Here is a 20,912-nt window from a genome sequence, read left to right on the forward strand (position 1 = left end):
TTTGCCGTTAATCGGCTATCTTGTCGTTAACATAAACCATAGTTAACATGCAGAATACATACGCCTGAATGCAGCCTGAGAATAAATCAAAGTACGCATGCAGAACTGCCGGGTATGCAACTGTGAATGGACTGAGCAAATCATATATCAATCCCATAAGAACTGTTCCTGACATTACATTACCGAAAAGACGTAATGATAATGATAACGGAACTGCAAATTCACCAATAAGGTTAATCGGGAATAAAAACCATATCGGTTGGAATAATGCTGTAAAGTGCTTAATCCTGTTCTTCTTGACACCATTGAACTGAACCAGTATAAATGTTATCAGACCAAGACACAGAGTAACACCATAATCAGCCGTTGGTGGTCTTAACCCAAACAGACCGGATATGTTAGATATTATTATAAACAAGAATAATGTGGATATATAATTCACAAACTTGTTGGCATTCTTACCCATAATACCATCAACCATAGTGCCTAACATCTCAACGATGATTTCTATGGCATTCTGGAACATTCCCGGTGTATCTGAAGCATCGACTTTATTAATCTTAATCCTTGCTATTACAGCCATAACAAGAATAAAGACTGATACCAGCAGCAGAGCCACATGTGTTGTGTCAATGTTTAATGAAACGCCATTCAGCTTAAATGTGTACAGCGTCTTAATCATGAAACTTGAATCTCCGGCCACCATCGTAGTCAAACTCTCGCTTCCCACCTACTCACTCTCCTTTTCTATTATATTTTTATCAGTCTGAGGAAACTCCCCAGTACTGTTTTCCCCTTTTACGGACCTGTTCTTGTCCAGTAAAGGCGACAGATATGCCGCTATCTTCTCTGAGAACATGCCAATAATTGCACACAGCAAATCTCCTGCCTTGAAGATATACAATAATGCAAGCAGTATTATCATTACAAGAAATCTTACAATATACCCAAATACAAGTGTTGAAGACTGCTTATGCCCGCCATACACAACCTTTCGTATAGTAAAGCTTAAATGAAATGAACTGAATACAGCATATATAACACCCACAAGCAGTCCCACTGCACACATTATTTTATTCGGAACAGCGATAAATATAATTATCTGTGCAACAACAAGATAAATACATTCTATAAGCAGCATTCCCGGAAGAGCTTCATTAATATCTTTAATTCTTTTTAACATAAATCACCTCTTAATTTCACTGGAATCTTTTTCCTGCCTCTTTCTGTATTCCTCTACCTTTCTGTTGATTTCATCCTGCTGTGCCTTATCTTTCTTAGCTTTATCCTGCCTTACTGTGTCCATTGCCAGAACATATGCATTTCTTGCACCTGCTGCCATCCCAATAAAAAGCAGTGGAACCGTAAACCATGTTCCAAATCTTTTATCAAGCCAAATTCCAATTGCCAGACATAAAAATGTTGGCACCATCACGCATATAGCGAGCTGAGATATCAGTACAATATTTCGTAATGCTTTGCTATCATTCTTCATATCATGTTCCTCACAAAAGTCTGCATTAATTTTACCAATTTATAGGTATATTTTTCAACCCTTTTTATTGAAATTTAATTAATCTGCTGATATAATTTTGTCATTATATTTTGTGTATTATTAACTATACCGAAAAGGGGGATTTTATATGCCTACATTATACAGAAAAAGACTTATTCCTGATGAATGTGTTAATCTTAAGAATGATAACATAATATTCTTAGATTCCGATGCTATTGTGACCAGTTGGAACACATTCCGTCCCAAAGCTGAATTCACACATGGAACATCATATTATGTTATTAATGAAGGGTTTAAGATAAGCAAATTCTATAAAGCAGACAACTCTCTTGCATATATCTATTGTGACATTATTGACACTTCTTATGATGCTGTCTCTGATACATATATATTCACAGATCTTCTTGCAGATGTCATAATTGAGAATAACGGGCGTGTTCGTGTTGTCGACCTTGATGAATTAGGCGATGCACTTACAGATAATATCATAAGCTGTGAGCTTATGTCTGATGCGCTTCACAAGCTTAACAAGCTTCTTACTGCCATCTATAATGGAACCTTTAGTGAATACATCAGGATTCTTGAATCGCATGAATAACATAAAAAGGGAGCTGGAAACCTTATTCGTTTCCAGCTCCCTTTTTACATGTCAATCGTTAGTGTGCGACCTGTTCTTTCATACTTGTAATATCTGACACCTGCGGCATTAAGCATTCTCTTTGATGCAATTACAGATGCAGTATCTGCATATTTGTCACAGTCATATACAACAGTCTTAATCCCTGCCTGAATAATTGCCTTCGCACACTCATTGCATGGAAAAAGTGTTACATAAAGCTTGGCATTATCAAGGCTTCCGCCTCTGTAATTAAGAATCGCATTAAGCTCACTATGAGTTGTATAGAAATACTTATTATCTTCACCATCTCTGTTCCATGGAAACTCATCATCAGAACAGCCCCTTGGCAGCCCGTTATATCCCATGGATAATATCTTATTATCCTGACTTACTATACACGCGCCAACCTGTGTATTAGGGTCTTTGGACCTCATACCGGAAAGTGTTGCAATCCCCATGAAATATTCATCCCATGATATATAATCTTTTCTCTTATCGCCCATTTATTAATCCTCTAACATGCTGATTCTTCTAATGTGTCTCTCATCATTAGAAAACTTAGAATCTAAAAATGTATCTGCTATTCTGAAAGCAAGCTCTGGTCCGATAACTCTTGCACCCATGCATAATACATTGGCATTGTTATGTTCCTTAGTAGCCTGTGCTGAGAAGCAATCGCTGCATAATGCTGCTCTAATTCCCTTAATCTTATTAGCCGCCATGCTCATTCCTATTCCTGTTCCGCAAAGAAGAATTCCTTCCTCACACTCACCTGAAAGAATAGCCTCAGCTACCTTCCTGGCATATACAGGATAATCGCATGAATCCTTAGTATATGTGCCATAATCCTTGCACTCAATACCTCTCTTCTTAAGATGCTCTATGAGCTGTTCCTTTAATTCTAATGCTCCATGATCACAACCAATTGCTATCATTGTTCTTCTCCTTTATCTTCTTTTTCTTCTGATAACTTATCCAGATACTCTGCAACATTACCAACAAGCCTGTATATAAGCTCGAAACAGACATTATATTCCTCAATTCCCTTGCCATAAGGGTCTGTAATCTCCTGCTCTGGCTCACCGGCATATTCACTCAGAGTATATACATTAATTGCCTCGCTGTATTCATCATATATCTTCTGCTTCATAGATGAATCCATAGCCAGTACAAGTGTATCATTTCCGAAATCCTCATTCAACAACTGTTTTGCTGAATTATTCGGAATTATCATATTATGCTTTGCTGCAACCGCAACAGCCTTCGGATTATATGGCTCTGGAAAAAGCACAACCATTCCTCTGGATTCCGATATAATATCCTGTTTAAGATTAGCCATGACAGTTGCCGCCATCGGACTCCTGCATGTATTGCCATTACATACGAATATCACTTTATCAAATGTGTTCATCGTAAACCCTCATATCTTCTTTAATAAAAATGTATTAATCCAGCTTAATTATCTTGTGACCTGCCGCCTTAATCAGTCTGTTCATAACAGCCTGCCCTACATTTTTCGTCTCAAAGCTCTCAGAATATACAAATTCTATATTCTGCTTATCAAAATCTCTTAATATTGCATACAGATTTCTTGCAACACTAAGCTCGTCATCCTTATGACCTGCTGAAACAATATCCTTGCAGATATATTTACCTTTAGTTTCATCAGTTGCCATAACTGCACATCTGTGTCCTTCTGCTTCTTTTTCAGCTATCTGGCTGTTAATATATTCAACAACCTTTTCATGTTGACCTTCAACAATAGTCACATCTGCATTAGGTGCATAATGCTTGTATTTCATTCCCGGTGCTTTAGGAACAACGCCTTCTTTAAGGCTTCCCATAATAGCAGGGTCGATTATTGTCTTTCCTATAACCTCCTCAAACATAGCCTGAGTAATATATCCAGGTCTTAATATAGTCGGAACTTCTTCGCTAAGATCAATAATCGTAGACTCCACACCTATATCTACAGTATCATCCTGGATAATCATATCTATACGTCCTGACAGGTCATTAATTACATGTTCTGCCCTTGTCGGACTTGGCTTTCCTGATGTATTGGCACTTGGTGCCGCAATATACACCCCTGAACGTCTTATAGCTCTGCTGCCACAGGATGACTTGGCATCCTTATCGCAACCGTTCCAAGCCCGCCTGTGATAGAATCAGGTACTTTATCCTGTTTCTTAAGAATCATAGTAAGTGGACCCGGCCAGAATTTTTCAGCCAGTACAAGTGCCTTTTCTGGCACTTCTGATGCCAGATCATACAATGCATTGACATCCGCAATATGGACTATAAGAGGATTGTCAGATGGCCTTCCCTTTGCTGCATATATCTTGGCTGAAGCTTTCGCATCAAGTGCATCCGCACCAAGTCCATATACAGTCTCTGTAGGAAAAGCCACAAGCCCTCCCGCTCTTAGAATCTGTCCTGCCTGTTCATATATTTTCTTATCTTCTTCTGTGTGTGTTATCTTCTTTATTATTGTTTCCATAAAACCTTTCGCCAGCTTTCATTATTTCATATTCATCATCAGATATTCTATTATACCACAATACAGAGCATCAGCCACTTTTTCCTGATATTCTTCCGTACACAGTCTCTGCTCCTCTTCTGGATTAGACAAGAAACCACACTCTGATATAATTGTCGGAAGCTTGGAATGAAGCAGTATGTAATAATTAACATCTGACTTAATCTGCCTTGTTGTACCTAACTTCTCACCAAGAATCCCTTGCATTATCTGCGCTATTCTTTTACTTTCCTCAGACTTCTTATAATAAAATACCTGTGCACCTTCTGCCTTAGGTGTGACATAACTGTTCTGATGGATACTAATTACCATATCTGCACCACTGCTATTGATTATATCACATCTTCTTTCCAGGTCAGCTTTCTTTTTACTCTTATCGGACTCCACACTTAAATCATCATCTGTGTCCCTTGTCATAATAACATTAATCTGAGCATCTTCAAGCCGTTCCTGTAATTTTTTTGCAATTGCCAGATTAATTTCTTTCTCTTTCGTTCCGGAAACTCCAACCTTTCCCGGATCAGCCCCGCCATGACCGCTGTCAATAACTATACATTTCTCTGAGAAATTAATATTCATCTCGACGGCTTCACCACTTCCTGCATCATCTGACAAATGTTGATTATCACTCACATAATCATCCTTCCCGTTTCCTTTGCCATCTGCCTTTAGCGGCAGAAGTACATTAGCTGTCATATATACAGACACAAGAAGTATTATTGACATTAATGGCAGAATCAGTGTCCTGCTTATATTGGCTTTTTCTGGCATACTTTCCCCGAAACCTGTAATTCTCTACTAATTTATTACAGAATTCAGCCGCTTATTACTATTACCTGATACTTATTTGTTATACTGGCTGATAACAGACCATACAGTGGATTTCTCAAGTCCTAACTTCCAGCACGCAACACCTGCTGTATTCTCCTGCTGTATAACCTGCATCTTGGCTTCTATAGATTTCTCTTCTTCAAACCATATCTGTCTTGTAGAACTTCCTACCGTATATGAAGCCACATACTGTCCGCAGTCGTCATTCCATAATGCTACCTGTCCATCACTGTTTAACTGATCGATTGCTGCCTGCATGCCAACAGCTCTGCTTGTTGTGTTTCCATCTGTTGTTGTCCATATTCTTGTATAAAATGGAATACCTGCTATTACATGTTCCTTACCAACAAGCTGTACTGTATCCTCAACTGCCTCCTTTACAAATGGAAGTGACGCTACCGAGCCTGCATCAGTTCCCGCATAATGCTCATCATATGCCATTACGATAACATAATCCACAAATTTTGACTGTTCCTTAAGATTATAGCATCTGTTATATGCCTCCGGCTTGTAATTATCTGTCGATAATACAATTCCATTTCTTTCACATGCAACAGATAATTCTCTTACAAACTGCAGATAATCCTTTGCATACGCACTCTTAATATTCTCATAATCAAGATTAATTCCATCAAAGCCATAGCTCTTAGCTTCACCAACGAGTTTGTTAACCATGTTAGTTCTTGCCGCATTGCTTGAATAAAGCTGTGCAAAATCAACATTTGTATCAAAATCACTTACCAGTGCCCACACATCAATACCTCTCTGATGCATTTTGCTGACGAAATCTGCTGATGCATAACTTGACATGTTACCTGACGCGTCAGTCACAGAATACCATGTTGGAGCAATAACATTAACTCCTGATATAGTGGACATATTATTATCTATACTTGAATTACCTGCTGTTCCACTCACCTGAAACCAAGCAAGTGTAATCTTTTCATTCTTAAGAAGAAAATTATGTTCTTCGACAGCCTTCTGTTCTCTTACATATTCAAATGTATCAGACACCTCGGACTTTTTCACATAACCTGTATATCCTGAAACTGTTGTGACCTTAATCCACTCATCAATATCATCAACATATTCAAGTCTGTCGCCCTTGCTCACATACTCAAGCACCGGACTCTTGATTCCGCCTCTGTATCTTACAGCAGCCTTCTTACCAGCAGTTACACACTGCTTAGCTTCGCTTTTAAGAGTTACATTCAGTCTGTCCGGTTCTGGAGCATACTGGTATTCACAGTCAGTGCGTTCTGCAACGTAATCCCACGCAATAAAGCACTCCCCGTCAACATCACGGATAACACTATAATCCATCGTATAAATCTTACCTGTATCATCTGAATAATCATTCTGATTCTTCTTAAATGCATAGATATATGAAGTGTCTGAATACAACGTTGCATCAGACTCCTTATCATAATAAAACCCGACATTAATATTATCTGCTATAAATTCCTGCGGAAGATACAACCTTCCATCTATATTAATTCCTGTGTCTGGATAACTTTCCCCATCAATCATTACAAGTACTTTGTCCGTATTCTTATCTATATCAAAATACTTATATCCGCTCATCTTCTCCTTAGTAGGAGTATATCTGACTATAACAAACATTGCTGCTACAATAACAACAAGTCCTGCAGCCGTAGCGGCAATGATAATCCCTTTAATTCTTTTTCTACCGTGTGTTTCCATTTATCTGCCTTTCCTTTGCACTAAGATACTGACATTGTATCATATTACAATAAAAATGGCATACCTTTATTCCCGGAATTACCAACAATAAAAATATGCCATAAACCTAATCATACGCTACGCAAAAGGGATTTCCCATAGAGCATGATTTGTGATATATTTTCTTTAGAAGTTTTAGACGTAGAATAATTATCAGGTTACAACTTGACTCAGAATCTTAATGACACTTCCCTTCATCTCAAAAGGATTCTCTTCCATAGGTGCTTTATATGCTCTGAGTTCAAATTCACGTTCCATGCATTTTGCCCGTTTTTCCTGCCATGTAACTGAAACTATAGGCATGTTTCTTACACTGTAGATTCTTCTGATTCTTTCCAGTCTTTTCACACACTCACCATACTTCCACGGAACCATTGAGCCAACAAGAATACGACACTCGCAAGACATAACATCTCTCAGACCATCAGCAAGCTTTTCTTTCAGATCCGCAAGATTAACCTCAACAATAACCACATCATAATATTCCGATATAACATGAACGAAACCTTCTCTGACTCCCCCAAAGAAGTCTATCCCCTTATATGAAAACCCTCGTCTGCTTCCTGCATAATTCTTAACTTTCCCCACATGCTCTTCTTCTTTAATTCTGTCAAATGAGTCATCAAAGCCAGAACTCACAATAGCTGTTTTCAGATGAAGTCCATTAGAAAAATAGTTAGCAAGCATGATACCAAGCTGCGTTGTTCCGGCACCGCTGCATAAGCCAATCAGTCCGACAGTCTTATAATTCATAGCCGCTTCATCATTATTCACTTTTCTTTTTCTTAAACCTCTTAATATATCTGATACTACTAATCTTCTCATATAACCTGCCAATACACTCCTTAATTCTACCAGGCCTGTAAACTTTCCATAATCCAGAAAGATTATCCTGTAAGAAATCATTCATTGTTTCGTCAAATATAGGATTATCTCCACACCAATCATATATGCATGGCATCCTGTAGCATTTTTTTCCTTTAAACATCACCGACAATTCATAAAACTGTTCTGCACTCACCAGATTCAGCATATAAACGATATCCTCACTACATTTTGCAAATCTTTTCTTCTCTTCGTATATGTGCTTTCCTGTTACATAAACCATCGTGTATGAATAATTATCCCCCACCATGTCCACAATACATTTATCATGCATAAGACATCTCATGTTATGCCCCGAATCAACAAGAATAACTTCTGCTTTTATTCCTGTAACCGATATCGCATTGTTATAATCTGGAATTATTCTGATGCCCTTATATATATAAGAGCCGTCATCCATCAGCCCTTCTTTAACAAATGCCGGTATAACCCTTCTGCTTCCGGACCTGTCTGCCACAACACAGTTAATGCCTTTTTTCTTTAAAAAATGCGCCATACACATTACAGTGTGTGTAGTTCCTATACCTGCCTTATCCCCTGCAACCTGTATTATATAAGAGAGTTTTTCATCCGTACCGCCGCCCCAATTCATTATACTTTGTAATTCTTGCTTTAAATATGTGACACTGCTATACCTAAGTCCCCATTCGTGATGCAGTGACTTATTGATAACATGGTACAAACTGGAATATCTGGAAGATATTTCAGACAATTTATGATTCTCATCTGTCACAATATGTCCATGAGATACCATAAATAAAATGACCATCCCCAAACTATAGATATCTGACTGGATTACAGCCTTCTCCCTGTTATACTGTTCCGGTGCAGCATAAAGCGGACTTCCGCTTTCAACTGTCAATCCGGCATTACCTTCAACCGCATTGTCATAATCTATTAATTTAACTTTCCCGTCTTTATCGAGCATAATATTATCCGGTTTAATATCCATGTGTAAGATTCCATTGCCATTATAACCATGAAGATATTCCAGTATACAACACAATTCAATGCCAATACGACATATCTCATGTACACTCAGATAACCTCTGGTATCTGTCTCGTCATGAACATATTGCCGCAAAGATTTACCATCAATATATTCTTCGATAATGCAGATACTATCATTATCTTCTCCAATATTCTGTTCAATATCATAAATAACGGGGATATGGGGATGTTTCAAATTCTTAATAAGATGGGCCTCCTTCATGAGCCTTCTGGCATCCTGCTGGTTACCCGAAAATATCTTGGCTACTCTGTACACATCAAGTATACGGTGTCTTACAAGATAAACTTTAGAATGTGTGGAACAAGATAGTTCCTTTATGATTTCATATTTGTCGTAAAATTCGTTATGCACCTCCTCTTACGACGATACATGAAAAACATCTCCTAAAGAGATAATACACTATAATATTTTAATTTTCAATATATTTTTTAAAATTTTTATATTTATTTTATTCATGCGTTATCACACCACCTTTACATATCCATCAAAAATGGGTATTATATCTTTAATAATATTAATGAAGTATAGTCAGAGGTGGCTTATGAAAATAGAAAGACTTAATGAGAACCAGATAAGATGTACACTTAACAAGTCTGATCTGGCATCAAGACAATTAAAGATTAATGAGCTTGCCTATGGTAGTGATAAAGCGAAAGAACTCTTCCGGGATATGATGCAGCAGGCTTCATATGAATTAGGATTTGAGGCAGAGGATACACCTGTTATGATAGAGGCAATTCCTATTTCTTCAGAATGTATTGTCCTTATTGTTACCAAGGTGGACAACCCTGAAGAACTCGATACAAGATTTTCACGTTTCTCACCATCTGATTCAGATGATGATGAATTCAATTTTGATGATATTGAAACAATTGAAGGTGACAGTTATTCTGATTACTCCCTTCCAACTGCTGATGACGAGCTTGATGAATGTTCAGCTGCAGAAGAAGAAGAGGGAATACCTGAAGATGAACTTATGAATATATTCAACCGTATGAAAGAATATCTTAACAAGGATTTAAGTAATGCAGCTTCTGATTCCAAGACTGGTAAACCAGCCACGCAATCAGCTAAAACTGCTGCCAGGGCTGAAGATGACAATTCTGTTAAAGAGAATATTTCAAGAGTATTTTCATTTGACTCCATGGATGATATAAGCAGTGCTGCAATTATTGTTGACACTTTCTACCATGACAATAATTCTTTATACAAGAATCCATCAGATAGAAAATATTATCTCTGTATCACTAAGAACAGATGCAGTGCGAAGGATTTTAACAAAGTGTGTAATATACTTTCTGAATATGGTAAGAAAGAGCCTGGATTCGATAATCACACAGGATTCTTTACCGAGCATTGCGACTGTATTATCGCAGAACACGCCCTTCATATACTACGCACATTATAATGACAGATTATATTTAATAGTCTGTGTCCTTATATTAGTAAAGCCGGAGCAGTAACTGCCCCGGCTTTATTATTATCTGTTATTCTCTTAATTATCCAACAGACTGAAGATAATTCTGAATCTCCTCAATAAGCATATCTGGATCAATACCATGAACCATAGCAGCTTCCTCTAATGTCTCGCCTGCTGATGATGGGCATCCAACACAATGCATTCCAATTCCCATAAGAATAGGTATAATTCCTGCATCTATCTGAAGAGCTTCTCCAATTGTAGTGTCCTTAGTAATTCTTGTCATACTGACCTCCTGTTATTAGGTTAATATTATCGGTACTTTTGTACCGCTCAACATATCTACTATAATATTGCCCCGAATAAATGTCAATAATACACTAATTTCACTTTATTATTCTACCTTGAGTTAGTTATACCTAACAGCAATAATATATTTTATTGATAAAAATTCATATTGAATTTTATCAAATGCTATCGTATAATATCACTAAAGCAACTGCCAAGGCAGTTAATAAAGAGATTATTAAGGAGGATATATACTATGGCATATGTAATTAATGATGATTGTATCAGTTGTGGTGCTTGTGCAGCAGGATGTCCTGTTGAAGCAATCAGCGAGGGTGCTGCTCATTACGAAATCAATGCTGATGTTTGTGTTGATTGTGGTGCTTGTGCTGGAACATGTCCAGTTGGCGCTCCTAACCCACAGTAGTCTGAACAAGATACAGATTAACGTTCACCAGATGGTGTTCAATGTACCTTAACGGTACTTACATAAAACCCCGGACCAGTTTAATACTGATTCGGGGTTTTCCTTTAATATCATGTTCAATTACTGTCTTAAGTCTCTTGAAAGATCTGCAAATCTTGTCTGTTCTGGCAACCATGCCATCTTAACAGTTCCAATAGGACCGTTACGCTGCTTGGCAATAATAATCTCCGCAATACCCTTCTGCTCTGTATCCTTGTTGTAATAATCATCTCTGTAAAGGAACATAACAACGTCGGCATCCTGCTCGATAGCTCCTGACTCTCGAAGATCTGAAAGCATAGGTCTGTGGTCAGGTCTCTGCTCCACTGCACGGCTTAACTGTGAAAGTGTTACTACTGGTACATTTAACTCTCTCGCAAGTGCCTTTAACGCTCTTGATATGTCAGATACTTCCTGCTGTCTTCCCTCGGAACGTCCGCTTCCGCTGCCACTCATAAGCTGAAGATAATCGATAATAATAAGTCCAAGATTATTCTCCATCTTGTATTTTCTACATTTACTTCGTAATTCTGCGATTGAGATACCCGGAGTATCATCAATTATAAGCTTTGACTTTGCAATACTGTCTGCACCCTCAATAAGCTTACCCCAGTCATTAGAATCCAGATGTCCTTTTCTTATCTTGTCCGCATCTACTGTTGATTCCAGTGATAACATACGGTTTACAAGCTGGACATTTGACATCTCCAAGCTGAATACAACTGTTGTAATCTGCTGTCTGATAGCTACATTTTCAGCAACATTAAGGACAAATGCTGTCTTACCCATTGAAGGTCTGGCTGCAACAAGAATGAAATCTGATGGCTGCAGACCTGACAGATAAGTATCTAAGTCCTTGAACCCTGTAGGAACACCTGTTACGGCACCTTTGGTCTTTGCTGCCGCAGATATTCTGTCAAGTGCCTCAAGAACGACCTTATCAATAGGTGTATACTCCTTACCACCCTTATTCTTAACAAGTTCGAATATCTTCTTCTCAGTATCAGCAAGAATATCTTCAGTCTTTTCCTTGCCCGCATAACACTGATTGGCAATATCATCATTAACTCTTATTATATTCCTGAGTACTGCTTTTTCCTTAACAATACCAGCATACTGTCTTATATTGGCTGATGTTGGTACTGATGATAACAGTTCTCTTACAAACTCTATACTATAGACTTCAGCCGGTACATCTGTCTCCTTCAATCTTGCCTGCAGAGTAACTATATCTACAGGTTTTCCCTCGTTATTCATGTCTACCATCGTCTGGAACATAGTTCCATACTGCCTGTAGTAGAAATCATCCTGCCTTAAGATTTCAGCGGCAGTTATAATTGCCTGTCTGTCCAGAATCATTGAACCAACAACAGACTGTTCAGCCTCTATGCTGTTAGGCATCACCCGTGTTACCACTGACTCGTCCATAGTAATTCCCTTTCTTACAAATGTGTCTTAAAACTTATTTCTCAACAACCTTAACTGTCAGTTCAGCTGTTACATCTTTATGGAGCTTTATCTGGATAATATAATTACCTAAAGCCTTAATTGGCACATCAAGCTTCATTTTCTTCTTGTCAATATCAAGACCTAACTGTTTCTTAGCTTCTTCTGCAACTTCCTTGGTTGAAACAGTTCCAAATGTTCTTCCACCTTCACCTGTCTTCATAGAAACAGTAACTGTGCACTCCTTAATCTTAGCTGCAAGCTCCTTTGCTGCTGCAAGCTCTTCTGCTGCCTCTTTTTCTTCTCTCTTTCTGGCCAACTTAAGGTCATTAAGATTCTTAGCTGTTGCCTCAATTCCAAGCTTTTTAGGCAGCACATAATTTCTTGCATAACCGTCATTAATCTTAACAATCTGTCCCTTTTTTCCTAATGTCTTAACATCCTCTAACAAAATAACATCCATTATATTTCACCATCCTTAATCATATTATCAAGTGTAAGCTTAATTTTATTAATTGCCTGGTCAATTGTACAATCGGTAAGCTGAGCTCCTGCAATACTCATATGACCACCACCACCAAGCTTTTCCATAACAAGCTGTACATTAACTTCATCAATAGACCTTGCACTCACATATATCTTATCCTCGTAAGGAGTGATAACAAAAGAAGCTTTAATTCCTGATATATCAAGCAAATCATTGGCTGTCTTGGCGCCGCCAACAGTTGGTGTGTCAATTCCATCGCCATTAAATATTGATATTGCAAATGCGTCCTTATAAACCTCCACACGGCTTACAGCCCTTGCAATCTCTTTATATTCATTCATATTGCTTCTTAGCATTTTTCTTACTCTTGTTACATCTGCACCATGTCTTCTTAGGAATGCGGCTGCCTCAAAAGTTCTTGGTCCTGACTTACTGTTAAATCCATCAGTATCAATATTAATTCCTGCATACAGCGCATCTGCCTCAAATGCCTTTAGCTTAATATTGTCATCTACATACTGTATCATCTCTGTTATCATCTCACTAGCTGATGATGCATATGGGTCAACATATGAAAGAACCGCACCAGTAATTGTGTCACTCTGTCTTCTGTGATGGTCAAATACAACAACAGTCTTGCATTTTTCTAGAAGCTCTGGACACTCTGTTCTCTGTGGTCTGTTGACATCAACAACAATAACAACTGTTGATGCATTTATCTTAGAAGGCGCATCATCCGGCTTTATAAACATATCGTCCGGATACTCCTCCTTGTCTATGAATCTGTTCACAAAAGGCCGTACACTGCTTGTAACCTCACCAAGGACAATGTGTGCTTCCTTGCCAAGCTTCTTGGCAATAACATATATTCCCAATGCTGAACCAAATGCATCAATATCTGCAAGTGTATGTCCCATAACAAGCACATTACTGTTATTATCAAGAATCTGTCTTAATGCATGAGCTTTAACACGTACCTTAACTCTTGTATTCTTCTCCATCTGCTGGCTCTTGCCACCATAATAAAGAATCTTCTCACCATCCTTGACTACCGCCTGGTCTCCGCCTCGTCCAAGAGCAAGATCCATCGCTGCCTTAGCCACATCATAATTCTTAGAATACTCTGCCGAACCGGTTCCTATACCCATACTCAGGGTAAGCGTCATCTCATTACCAATCTTGATGCTCTTAATCTCTTCAAGCAGACTGAATCTGTCCTGCATAAGCTTCTCTAAGAAATTATATCTGAATACAACGATATATTTATCCTTTTCCAGTTTTCTTACAATTGCTGAACCCGGAGAAAAATACTTATTAACCCTCTTATCAATAAGACCTGCAAGCAACGACCTTCTTACATCGTCAGTACTATCAAGAGCTTCTTCATAATTATCTATATACACAAGTCCCACAACGAATCGTTCATCCTTTAACTTCTGTATATATGTGTTAATATCAGTCTCATCAAAAAGATACATTACATACATTGAAGAATCCATGCTTTTCTCTATTATATCAACACCCTCTGCTATAGAATCTGCGTCAATATTCTTTAATTCAGCCTTATAATCCCTGTCCTGAAATGTAAGTCTTATCTCCTTAAATCCAATTTCACTATCTGGGAAAATACTTGATGTAACTTCTGGAAGAACAGTATTAATATTCTTTCTGAAATCTCTCTTAATGCCTAAGCAATCCTGCATTGCCTTATTAGTCCACATGACATAGCCGTTATTATCAAGAAGGCAGTATGGCACACTGAGATTATACAAAAGCTGCTTCTGAACCTGAGAATAATTGGATGCAAACTCCACTATTCCCGACATTATTCTTGGTCTCATATAGAAATACATGAGGCCACATGCCATCAGATATATAACCATGAAAATGCTTACAACTGTCGCTGCTGTCACATTAACACAGAACATAATTGCACATATTATAATCAGAACCGCCCCAATATATAATGGCCATGCGAAAAATGACCTCAGAAGTCCGCTATATTTAAATGCTTTTTTCCCATATTTGTTATCTGGCATAACACACATCTCCATAATCAAATTAAAATAATTATATCATGTATACAAATATACTACAAGTATGCTTTGTGCAAGCACATTCTGGATTGCACGGCTCACTGCTGCGGGCAGCTCATATGCCAGAACTTCGTTCTGGCATTGTCGCGGCGCTCCTCGAGAAGACATGGAAAGTTCTCAGTTCGTGCAAGCACGACTGGGACTTCCATGTCTTCTCTCATCGCTGCCCGCGCAAAAAAGCCGTAGCAGGTTTCCCTGCTACGGCTCGTAGTCTTAATATATATTAGTCTACTGAATATGGAAGAAGAGCTACGTGTCTTGCTCTCTTAACAGCTACAGTAAGAGCTCTCTGATGCTTTGCACAGTTTCCTGTAATTCTTCTAGGAAGAATCTTTCCTCTCTCAGAAACATAGTGCTTAAGTGTAGCAACATCCTTATAATCTAATACCTTGTTGGCATCTGCACAAAATGCGCAAACTTTCTTTCTTCTACGCATTGGTCTTCTTCTCATCTGACCCTCTGGTCTCTCAGCCTTCTTATCTGGCATGGTTTTTACCTCCTATCTTAGTTGAAAGGCAAACCCTCATCATCTACTCCGTCAGGAATAGCCATAAATCCATCTCCAGCCGCCTGGCTTGGTTCTGGTCTTGATGGTGTGTACGCAGCATAATTAGAGTCTCCTCCATTACTTGCTGCTGCGGATTTGCTTTCTGCAAATTCCTGTTCTTCAACAACTACATCGGTTGTATAAACTCTCTGACCATCTTTGTTAGTATAACTACCAGTCTGGATTCTACCAGTAACAACAATCTTAGTTCCCTGATGAAGATACTTCTCAGCGAATTCCCCTGCTCTTCCAAAAGCAACACAGCTTATGAAATCAGCAGACTGTTCATTATCACTGTTTCTTCCACGTCTTCTGTCTACAGCCAATGTATATCTAGCAACTGCCATAGAACCGTCTGCATTCTGTGAATATCTTACATCTGGTTCTCTTGTCAGTCTTCCCATTAAAATAACTTTGTTCATACTTTATCTCCTCTTCTATAAAGAGTTGTAAGTCAAACGTCATCTTTAAAAATCGGGATTAATAAATTACTCTCCGTCTTTAACGATTAAGAATCTTAATACATTATCCATGATACGGATTCTGCTTTCAATCTCAGCTGGAGCAGTAGCTTCTGCTTCAAACTTAATGAAACTATAGAATCCTTCGCTCATATGCTGGATATCGTATGCAAGCTTCTTCTTCTCGCTTGTGCCTGGATCTGTAATAGTACCACCGAAACGAGTGATTAACTCATTAACCTTCTCGATAGTAGCTGTTCTTACTTCATCCTCGACGTTTGCGCTAACAACTAATGCTAATTCATACTTATTCATCTACGTCGCACCTCCTTCTGGTCTTTTGGTCCCTTCTATCCTTATACACATAAATGTACATGAAGGAACAAGGATTAAAAATATATCACAAGACAAAATCTTATCATATCCAGAAGTTAATTTCAAGCTTTTTTCAATTTTTTTGTATTTTTTTGTGCGAGTGATCTTTTTATAATAATTTCATGACCACATCCTAAGCATTTCATTTTAATATCTGCACCCGCTTTGAGAATCTCCCATTCGCTACTCCCGCATGGATGCTTTTTTTTCATTTCTACAATATCACCAGTTTCGTATGGAATAATTCCCGCCATTCAAAACCTCCGCTATATATTAATTAAATAAAATTCCTGAATACATCAGCCAGCGGCTCATTAATAAGAATATCAGCCCTGCTGTCATAAGGAGTTGCTGATTTATTAATAAGAACAAGCTTGTCTCCCCTGTAATAATCTATAAGTCCTGCCGCCGGATATACCCCAAGAGATGTTCCTCCTATTATAAGCATATCAGCATGTCTTATATAATTCACAGCATTTGTTATATTGTTATCGTCAAGACCTTCTTCATACAATACAACATCAGGCTTTATCCTTCCACCGCATTCACACATCGGAACGCCCTCAGAATTGATAATCTTATCAATACCATAAAACTTATGACATCTTTCACAATAATTCCTGAGAACTGAACCATGCAGTTCAATTACATTGCTGCTACCAGCCTTCTGATGCAGTCCATCAATATTCTGTGTTATGACAGCCTTAAGTTTTCCTTCTTTTTCTAGCTTTGCCAATGCCAAATGTGTTATCCCCGGTTCTGCATCAGGATATAACATCTTATCCTTATAGAATCTGTAAAATTCCTCCGGATATCTTTGATAAAAGGAATGACTGATAATTGTTTCTGGTGGATACTTATATTGCTGGTTATATAATCCATCTGGACTTCTGAAATCAGGAATTCCACTTTCAGTAGATACTCCTGCACCACCGAAAAATACAATATTGTCAGACTCTTGCACTAATTGCACAAATGTATCAATATTATTCATTAATTACCACACCCAGAACATTACATTTATTGTTCTCAAGTTCATTAGTATACTTCTCTGCTGATAATTCACCGAACTCGCTTTCCTCATACATGATAACAGTTCCATCACAATACTTTGCTATTCTGCCATCTTCATCTGAACTTACAACAACTCTGTCATATTCAGCAGAATACATATCAATAAGCTGTTTCATAACAGCCTCTTCATCTTCTGTAATAACACCATCATCCAATACTCCAGTAAATATAATATCAAAATCAGGATTATTAGTCTTGCATATTAAATCTGCTGTTTCAGATGGATCTTTAAGAAAATCTGTAACACCTTTCAGGTTCTTTCCAAGCTTATATTTTCCAAGGAAAATCTCAGACATAATATCGGCATCAATAAAAAGGACTTTCTCGCCATCACTTACAAAACTGTATGCTATCTTAAATGCTCCAATTCCATTTCTTGTTACAGCAAGAACTTTTCCACCATTTAACTCAGACTTCACAGTTTCTCTGACTTCATCGTGACATCTCTTCTCATTGTCTGTCATATTAACAATTTTGTCTATATTTACGCTGAACATATCATTCCTCCTCCCACATATTATCTGTATATTCTTCCGAGGATTTTAACCCCTGATTCAACCTGTTTTGTTGCAAGTTCTTCAATTTCGATAGGAGCTGGTTCTTCGTCAACTAATGTTGGTTCCACCTCTGTTGATACCCACTCTGTTTCTTCTGAATCTGCAACTTCTGGCTCTGCTTTCTGCTCCTCTGGTTCCGCAACTTCTGGCTCTGCTTTCTGCTCCTCTGGTTCCGTAACTTCCGGCTCTGCATCCTGTACATCTGCTGTATCTTCTTCCTTCGCTGCAGCAGCTTCCATATCTGAATCTATATCAACTTTATCTTCCGCTTTATCTGAAGTTCTATATAAGAATGAATCATCATACTCCTCGTCATCATCCTCATCATCAAATTCAGCCAGAATATCATCAGTCTTAATCTTTCTATGGCTCCCCTGAGTGTTGTTATCGTAGGAAATTCTCTTCGTAGAATCTGCTTTATCCTCTATATATCCAGCTCCTGAATATGCATATCTTCCAAATCTTGCCTCATATTCATATTCGTCATCACTATGATCTTCTTTCTTCTTAAATGCACACAATATAAGGCACACCACTACCTCAATAAGTACACATGCCGCACTGGCTGCAGCTACAATAAGTGCTGTATTATAATATAAATGTAGTTTAGTTGCCACACCATCACTTGTACCTTCTGAAAGAATCTGGATTGACTCAACTGGGATTATAGTTGTCGTCTTAACTGCAGTCTTGGCAATCGCATCTACGTATGTCTTAGCAGTATTCTGATCCGGATTAGTAATCTTAAGTTCTACAATATTACTATCTGCTGGTGAAGACACTGTAAGATATTCTGATATATCTTCTGATGTTCCTGCAATTCTCTGTGCTGATTCAATTACAACTTTACTAGAGAATATAATTGTAAAATCCTGATTAAGTCCTCCATTCTTAGCTCTTATAGATGCTTCATTCTGTGAACCAGGCACAACATAGAGTTTAGCAACTGATTCATACATTGGAATTATTGTATTGTTTTCATATATGTATCCTCCAACTCCACTAAGAACTGCAACTAATATAAGTATCAATACACATCTGGCAAATTTCTTCATAATTATCCTCCTCATATCAATTTCGTTCTGGATTATAAACCCACGAAACTGCTGTTATCTTACCATTATTGTCTATCTCAAAATCAAGCGTGGCATAATCATCATAAATCGTTGCCTTGTCACTCTTGTATTTTCCATCAAAATATATGAATTCAATATTATAACTTTCGGCTGTCTCCATACTGCTATAGCCTTATAATTAATTAACCCATATGCAAATGTATCTGTCTTCTCAGTCTTATTCAAATCAGAAATAGTACTGTCCCCATACAGAAATTTTCCATATTCAACAGATTTATCTTCTGATATATATAAATGATCCTGATAATCTGTGTCCCTGTAATAACATTTCAATATATCTTCTGTAGAATCACCAACCCGCAAATCTCTTGAAAACACATCATTATTTCCTATTGATGCCGCCTGTACTACTTTGTATGTACCATTCCAGTCAGGCTTATTATTGTTATTCAATTTCTGAAATCCTATGGACATTTCATTATATGAATAGATTTTCTTTCCATTAGTCTCAGTTTCCTCTGTAGGTTTACCAAGGATTGCCATTACCTGTGACTCTGTCATTAAATACGATACATTACCTATCTTAAGATCTTTATACGTAAATATATCTGCACTGCTTTCTTCCACCGTCTCATGCTCTGCACTTACTACTGTAACGTCACCCCCATCTGTAATTACAGCATCCGGTTTTTTCCCACAACCACTAAAAATTGTTGCAGTAAAACACAATAAAGCAATTACGGCCTTATATTTTCCAAGTCCTTTCATTCTACCCTCCATACTGCACATTTTTCATAATTATAACATACCTGTTATTATTCAGAAAGAAAATGTTTAATTATTCTTCAATATTCCGCTCACAGTAAAATTAAAAAAAGCTTTAATCCTTAAGGATTAAAGCTTACAGAGGCGACAACCAGATTCGAACTGGTGATCAGGGTGTTGCAGACCCACGCCTTACCACTTGGCTATGTCGCCTTATTATTGATAAATGACTCCAAGGGGATTTGAACCCCTGATACCACCGTGAAAGGGTGGTGTCTTAACCGCTTGACCATGGAGCCGCATTAAAGAATTCATGGGCAAGTGAACGCCACTTATTCTTAGCTCCCCGAGTAGGCTCGAACCTACAACAACTCGGTTAACAGCCGAGTGCTCTACCATTGAGCTATCGAGGATTATCACTAATGTTTCCATTATGTGAAAAAATGTAAGCTACATAGCAGCTTACTTTTAAAAGGATTGCTCCTTCAAAACTGCACATTAAATATATCATACCATATCTGTCTTTGCAAATACTTTTTCATCCGATTACTCTTAAGAATAACTCTCTTTGTTCTATCCAAACCGTCTTAACCTTTTCTTTTGGTTAAGCCCTCGACCTATTAGTACAGATCAGCTCCATATGTCACCACACTTCCACCTTCTGCCTATCTACCTCGTCGTCTTCAAGGGGTCTTACTAACTTACGTTA

27 protein-coding genes, 3 tRNA genes and 1 rRNA gene are annotated in these 20,912 nt (G+C 37.9%); 3 read left to right on the forward strand and 28 right to left on the reverse strand.

Going from position 1 to position 20,912, the window contains the following annotated elements; genetic code table 11:
• Positions 1 to 7 precede the first annotated feature (7 nt).
• The 3 genes from atpB to DW963_RS11765 are packed head-to-tail and all read right to left on the reverse strand — an operon-like array spanning position 8 to position 1,495.
• The gene (gene atpB / locus DW963_RS11755) at positions 8 to 730 is read right to left on the reverse strand and encodes a F0F1 ATP synthase subunit A (protein WP_117915960.1); all 723 of its coding nucleotides are present in this window, start codon (positions 728 to 730) and stop codon (positions 8 to 10) included.
• On the reverse strand, positions 731 to 1,183 hold the full coding sequence (locus DW963_RS11760; protein ID WP_117915962.1) for an ATP synthase subunit I: 453 nt from the start codon (positions 1,181 to 1,183) through the stop codon (positions 731 to 733). It lies immediately after the preceding gene.
• 3 nt (positions 1,184 to 1,186) lie between these two features.
• Positions 1,187 to 1,495, reverse strand: coding sequence for an AtpZ/AtpI family protein (locus DW963_RS11765; RefSeq protein ID WP_117915964.1), 309 nt, complete (start codon positions 1,493 to 1,495; stop codon positions 1,187 to 1,189).
• 148 nt (positions 1,496 to 1,643) lie between these two features.
• Between DW963_RS11765 and DW963_RS11770 the strand changes: the two genes are divergently transcribed.
• Positions 1,644 to 2,114 (forward strand): ribonuclease FAU-1 family protein, encoded by a 471-nt coding sequence (locus DW963_RS11770; RefSeq protein WP_117915966.1) that lies wholly within the window; start codon positions 1,644 to 1,646, stop codon positions 2,112 to 2,114.
• A 44-nt stretch (positions 2,115 to 2,158) separates the two neighbouring features.
• Here DW963_RS11770 and DW963_RS11775 read toward each other — a convergent pair whose 3' ends face one another.
• The 9 genes from DW963_RS11775 to DW963_RS11810 all read right to left on the reverse strand — a co-directional run bounded on the left by DW963_RS11775 (position 2,159) and on the right by DW963_RS11810 (position 9,496).
• Positions 2,159 to 2,638, reverse strand: a complete 480-nt coding sequence (locus tag DW963_RS11775) for a deoxycytidylate deaminase (protein ID WP_117915968.1) — start codon at positions 2,636 to 2,638, stop codon at positions 2,159 to 2,161.
• Positions 2,639 to 2,641: 3 nt separating this feature from the next.
• Positions 2,642 to 3,070 (reverse strand): ribose 5-phosphate isomerase B, encoded by a 429-nt coding sequence (gene rpiB, locus DW963_RS11780; RefSeq protein ID WP_117915970.1) that lies wholly within the window; start codon positions 3,068 to 3,070, stop codon positions 2,642 to 2,644.
• The gene (locus DW963_RS11785; protein ID WP_117915971.1) at positions 3,067 to 3,546 is read right to left on the reverse strand and encodes an arsenate reductase/protein-tyrosine-phosphatase family protein; all 480 of its coding nucleotides are present in this window, start codon (positions 3,544 to 3,546) and stop codon (positions 3,067 to 3,069) included. Before DW963_RS11785 ends, rpiB begins: the two co-directional genes overlap by 4 nt.
• A 34-nt stretch (positions 3,547 to 3,580) precedes the next feature.
• Complete coding sequence (locus DW963_RS14060; protein ID WP_353652820.1) at positions 3,581 to 4,222, reverse strand: L-threonylcarbamoyladenylate synthase; 642 nt, start codon at positions 4,220 to 4,222, stop codon at positions 3,581 to 3,583.
• An 11-nt stretch (positions 4,223 to 4,233) separates the two neighbouring features.
• Complete coding sequence (locus DW963_RS14065; RefSeq protein WP_353652821.1) at positions 4,234 to 4,635, reverse strand: L-threonylcarbamoyladenylate synthase; 402 nt, start codon at positions 4,633 to 4,635, stop codon at positions 4,234 to 4,236.
• Positions 4,636 to 4,656: 21 nt separating this feature from the next.
• A complete protein-coding gene (locus DW963_RS11795) occupies positions 4,657 to 5,445 on the reverse strand; it encodes an N-acetylmuramoyl-L-alanine amidase family protein (protein ID WP_243269217.1) in 789 nt (262 codons plus the stop codon).
• A 72-nt stretch (positions 5,446 to 5,517) separates the two neighbouring features.
• Complete coding sequence (locus tag DW963_RS11800) at positions 5,518 to 7,209, reverse strand: glycosyl hydrolase family 18 protein (protein ID WP_117915973.1); 1,692 nt, start codon at positions 7,207 to 7,209, stop codon at positions 5,518 to 5,520.
• A 192-nt stretch (positions 7,210 to 7,401) separates the two neighbouring features.
• On the reverse strand, positions 7,402 to 8,073 hold the full coding sequence (locus tag DW963_RS11805) for a hypothetical protein (RefSeq protein WP_117915975.1): 672 nt from the start codon (positions 8,071 to 8,073) through the stop codon (positions 7,402 to 7,404).
• Positions 8,015 to 9,496: a serine/threonine protein kinase gene (locus DW963_RS11810; RefSeq protein ID WP_117915977.1), complete on the reverse strand. Its 1,482-nt coding sequence runs from the start codon at positions 9,494 to 9,496 to the stop codon at positions 8,015 to 8,017. Before DW963_RS11810 ends, DW963_RS11805 begins: the two co-directional genes overlap by 59 nt.
• A 190-nt stretch (positions 9,497 to 9,686) precedes the next feature.
• Here DW963_RS11810 and DW963_RS11815 point away from each other — a divergent pair, with 190 nt between their 5' ends.
• On the forward strand, positions 9,687 to 10,553 hold the full coding sequence (locus tag DW963_RS11815) for an adaptor protein MecA (protein WP_117915979.1): 867 nt from the start codon (positions 9,687 to 9,689) through the stop codon (positions 10,551 to 10,553).
• 91 nt (positions 10,554 to 10,644) lie between these two features.
• Here DW963_RS11815 and DW963_RS11820 read toward each other — a convergent pair whose 3' ends face one another.
• A complete protein-coding gene (locus DW963_RS11820) occupies positions 10,645 to 10,851 on the reverse strand; it encodes a DUF1858 domain-containing protein (protein WP_117915981.1) in 207 nt (68 codons plus the stop codon).
• Positions 10,852 to 11,109: 258 nt separating this feature from the next.
• Between DW963_RS11820 and fdxA the strand changes: the two genes are divergently transcribed.
• On the forward strand, positions 11,110 to 11,280 hold the full coding sequence (gene fdxA, locus DW963_RS11825) for a 4Fe-4S ferredoxin (RefSeq protein WP_012740170.1): 171 nt from the start codon (positions 11,110 to 11,112) through the stop codon (positions 11,278 to 11,280).
• A gap of 120 nt (positions 11,281 to 11,400) precedes the next feature.
• Here fdxA and dnaB read toward each other — a convergent pair whose 3' ends face one another.
• The 15 genes from dnaB to DW963_RS11900 form a co-directional block, all read right to left on the reverse strand.
• Positions 11,401 to 12,747, reverse strand: a complete 1,347-nt coding sequence (gene dnaB / locus DW963_RS11830; RefSeq protein WP_117915983.1) for a replicative DNA helicase — start codon at positions 12,745 to 12,747, stop codon at positions 11,401 to 11,403.
• Positions 12,748 to 12,781: 34 nt separating this feature from the next.
• A complete protein-coding gene (gene rplI / locus DW963_RS11835; protein WP_012740172.1) occupies positions 12,782 to 13,228 on the reverse strand; it encodes a 50S ribosomal protein L9 in 447 nt (148 codons plus the stop codon).
• The gene (locus DW963_RS11840; RefSeq protein ID WP_243269216.1) at positions 13,228 to 15,291 is read right to left on the reverse strand and encodes a DHH family phosphoesterase; all 2,064 of its coding nucleotides are present in this window, start codon (positions 15,289 to 15,291) and stop codon (positions 13,228 to 13,230) included. The genes rplI and DW963_RS11840 overlap by 1 nt, the downstream gene beginning before the upstream one ends.
• Positions 15,292 to 15,571: 280 nt before the next feature.
• Complete coding sequence (gene rpsR, locus DW963_RS11845; RefSeq protein WP_012740175.1) at positions 15,572 to 15,835, reverse strand: 30S ribosomal protein S18; 264 nt, start codon at positions 15,833 to 15,835, stop codon at positions 15,572 to 15,574.
• Between the two features lie 17 nt (positions 15,836 to 15,852).
• Complete coding sequence (locus tag DW963_RS11850; RefSeq protein WP_117915986.1) at positions 15,853 to 16,317, reverse strand: single-stranded DNA-binding protein; 465 nt, start codon at positions 16,315 to 16,317, stop codon at positions 15,853 to 15,855.
• Between the two features lie 66 nt (positions 16,318 to 16,383).
• Entirely contained in the window at positions 16,384 to 16,671 is a 288-nt protein-coding gene (gene rpsF, locus DW963_RS11855) for a 30S ribosomal protein S6 (protein WP_022098961.1), read from the reverse strand.
• A 122-nt stretch (positions 16,672 to 16,793) separates the two neighbouring features.
• The gene (locus DW963_RS11860; protein ID WP_022098960.1) at positions 16,794 to 16,985 is read right to left on the reverse strand and encodes a DUF951 domain-containing protein; all 192 of its coding nucleotides are present in this window, start codon (positions 16,983 to 16,985) and stop codon (positions 16,794 to 16,796) included.
• 23 nt (positions 16,986 to 17,008) lie between these two features.
• Positions 17,009 to 17,725 (reverse strand): NAD-dependent protein deacylase, encoded by a 717-nt coding sequence (locus tag DW963_RS11865; RefSeq protein ID WP_117915988.1) that lies wholly within the window; start codon positions 17,723 to 17,725, stop codon positions 17,009 to 17,011.
• On the reverse strand, positions 17,718 to 18,302 hold the full coding sequence (locus tag DW963_RS11870) for a P-loop NTPase family protein (RefSeq protein ID WP_117915990.1): 585 nt from the start codon (positions 18,300 to 18,302) through the stop codon (positions 17,718 to 17,720). The genes DW963_RS11865 and DW963_RS11870 overlap by 8 nt, the downstream gene beginning before the upstream one ends.
• A 20-nt stretch (positions 18,303 to 18,322) precedes the next feature.
• A complete protein-coding gene (locus tag DW963_RS11875; protein ID WP_158568724.1) occupies positions 18,323 to 19,417 on the reverse strand; it encodes a YveK family protein in 1,095 nt (364 codons plus the stop codon).
• 72 nt (positions 19,418 to 19,489) lie between these two features.
• The gene (locus DW963_RS11880) at positions 19,490 to 20,206 is read right to left on the reverse strand and encodes a hypothetical protein (protein ID WP_117915994.1); all 717 of its coding nucleotides are present in this window, start codon (positions 20,204 to 20,206) and stop codon (positions 19,490 to 19,492) included.
• A 139-nt stretch (positions 20,207 to 20,345) separates the two neighbouring features.
• Positions 20,346 to 20,416 (reverse strand) — tRNA-Cys (locus DW963_RS11885).
• A gap of 14 nt (positions 20,417 to 20,430) precedes the next feature.
• Positions 20,431 to 20,502: transfer RNA gene (locus DW963_RS11890), tRNA-Glu, on the reverse strand.
• A 43-nt stretch (positions 20,503 to 20,545) separates the two neighbouring features.
• Positions 20,546 to 20,616, reverse strand: a tRNA-Asn gene (locus DW963_RS11895).
• 187 nt (positions 20,617 to 20,803) lie between these two features.
• Positions 20,804 to 20,912 (reverse strand): 23S ribosomal RNA (locus DW963_RS11900); the annotation flags it as partial.

The sequence above is a fragment of the Eubacterium sp. AM46-8 genome, assembly GCF_003466705.1.
In the GTDB taxonomy this organism is placed as follows: domain Bacteria; phylum Bacillota; class Clostridia; order Lachnospirales; family Lachnospiraceae; genus Lachnospira.

Bases quoted from the DNA above. Each gene is read 5' to 3' on its own strand.
- DW963_RS11800 (WP_117915973.1), bottom strand. From the start codon at position 7,209: ATGGAAACACACGGTAGAAAAAGAATTAAAGGGATTATCATTGCCGCT.
- DW963_RS11770 (WP_117915966.1), top strand. From the start codon at position 1,644: ATGCCTACATTATACAGAAAAAGACTTATTCCTGATGAATGTGTTAAT.
- fdxA (WP_012740170.1), top strand. From the start codon at position 11,110: ATGGCATATGTAATTAATGATGATTGTATCAGTTGTGGTGCTTGTGCA.
- DW963_RS11765 (WP_117915964.1), bottom strand. From the start codon at position 1,495: ATGAAGAATGATAGCAAAGCATTACGAAATATTGTACTGATATCTCAG.
- DW963_RS11795 (WP_243269217.1), bottom strand. From the start codon at position 5,445: ATGCCAGAAAAAGCCAATATAAGCAGGACACTGATTCTGCCATTAATG.
- dnaB (WP_117915983.1), bottom strand. From the start codon at position 12,747: ATGGACGAGTCAGTGGTAACACGGGTGATGCCTAACAGCATAGAGGCT.
- DW963_RS11785 (WP_117915971.1), bottom strand. From the start codon at position 3,546: ATGAACACATTTGATAAAGTGATATTCGTATGTAATGGCAATACATGC.
- DW963_RS11815 (WP_117915979.1), top strand. From the start codon at position 9,687: ATGAAAATAGAAAGACTTAATGAGAACCAGATAAGATGTACACTTAAC.
- DW963_RS11875 (WP_158568724.1), bottom strand. From the start codon at position 19,417: ATGAAGAAATTTGCCAGATGTGTATTGATACTTATATTAGTTGCAGTT.
- DW963_RS11880 (WP_117915994.1), bottom strand. From the start codon at position 20,206: ATGAAAGGACTTGGAAAATATAAGGCCGTAATTGCTTTATTGTGTTTT.
- DW963_RS11820 (WP_117915981.1), bottom strand. From the start codon at position 10,851: ATGACAAGAATTACTAAGGACACTACAATTGGAGAAGCTCTTCAGATA.
- DW963_RS11860 (WP_022098960.1), bottom strand. From the start codon at position 16,985: ATGGCGGGAATTATTCCATACGAAACTGGTGATATTGTAGAAATGAAA.
- DW963_RS11760 (WP_117915962.1), bottom strand. From the start codon at position 1,183: ATGTTAAAAAGAATTAAAGATATTAATGAAGCTCTTCCGGGAATGCTG.
- DW963_RS11850 (WP_117915986.1), bottom strand. From the start codon at position 16,317: ATGAACAAAGTTATTTTAATGGGAAGACTGACAAGAGAACCAGATGTA.
- rpsF (WP_022098961.1), bottom strand. From the start codon at position 16,671: ATGAATAAGTATGAATTAGCATTAGTTGTTAGCGCAAACGTCGAGGAT.
- DW963_RS11805 (WP_117915975.1), bottom strand. From the start codon at position 8,073: ATGAGAAGATTAGTAGTATCAGATATATTAAGAGGTTTAAGAAAAAGA.
- rpiB (WP_117915970.1), bottom strand. From the start codon at position 3,070: ATGATAGCAATTGGTTGTGATCATGGAGCATTAGAATTAAAGGAACAG.
- DW963_RS11865 (WP_117915988.1), bottom strand. From the start codon at position 17,725: ATGAATAATATTGATACATTTGTGCAATTAGTGCAAGAGTCTGACAAT.
- DW963_RS11775 (WP_117915968.1), bottom strand. From the start codon at position 2,638: ATGGGCGATAAGAGAAAAGATTATATATCATGGGATGAATATTTCATG.
- DW963_RS11840 (WP_243269216.1), bottom strand. From the start codon at position 15,291: ATGCCAGATAACAAATATGGGAAAAAAGCATTTAAATATAGCGGACTT.
- DW963_RS14065 (WP_353652821.1), bottom strand. From the start codon at position 4,635: ATGGAAACAATAATAAAGAAGATAACACACACAGAAGAAGATAAGAAA.
- rplI (WP_012740172.1), bottom strand. From the start codon at position 13,228: ATGGATGTTATTTTGTTAGAGGATGTTAAGACATTAGGAAAAAAGGGA.
- DW963_RS11870 (WP_117915990.1), bottom strand. From the start codon at position 18,302: ATGTTCAGCGTAAATATAGACAAAATTGTTAATATGACAGACAATGAG.
- rpsR (WP_012740175.1), bottom strand. From the start codon at position 15,835: ATGCCAGATAAGAAGGCTGAGAGACCAGAGGGTCAGATGAGAAGAAGA.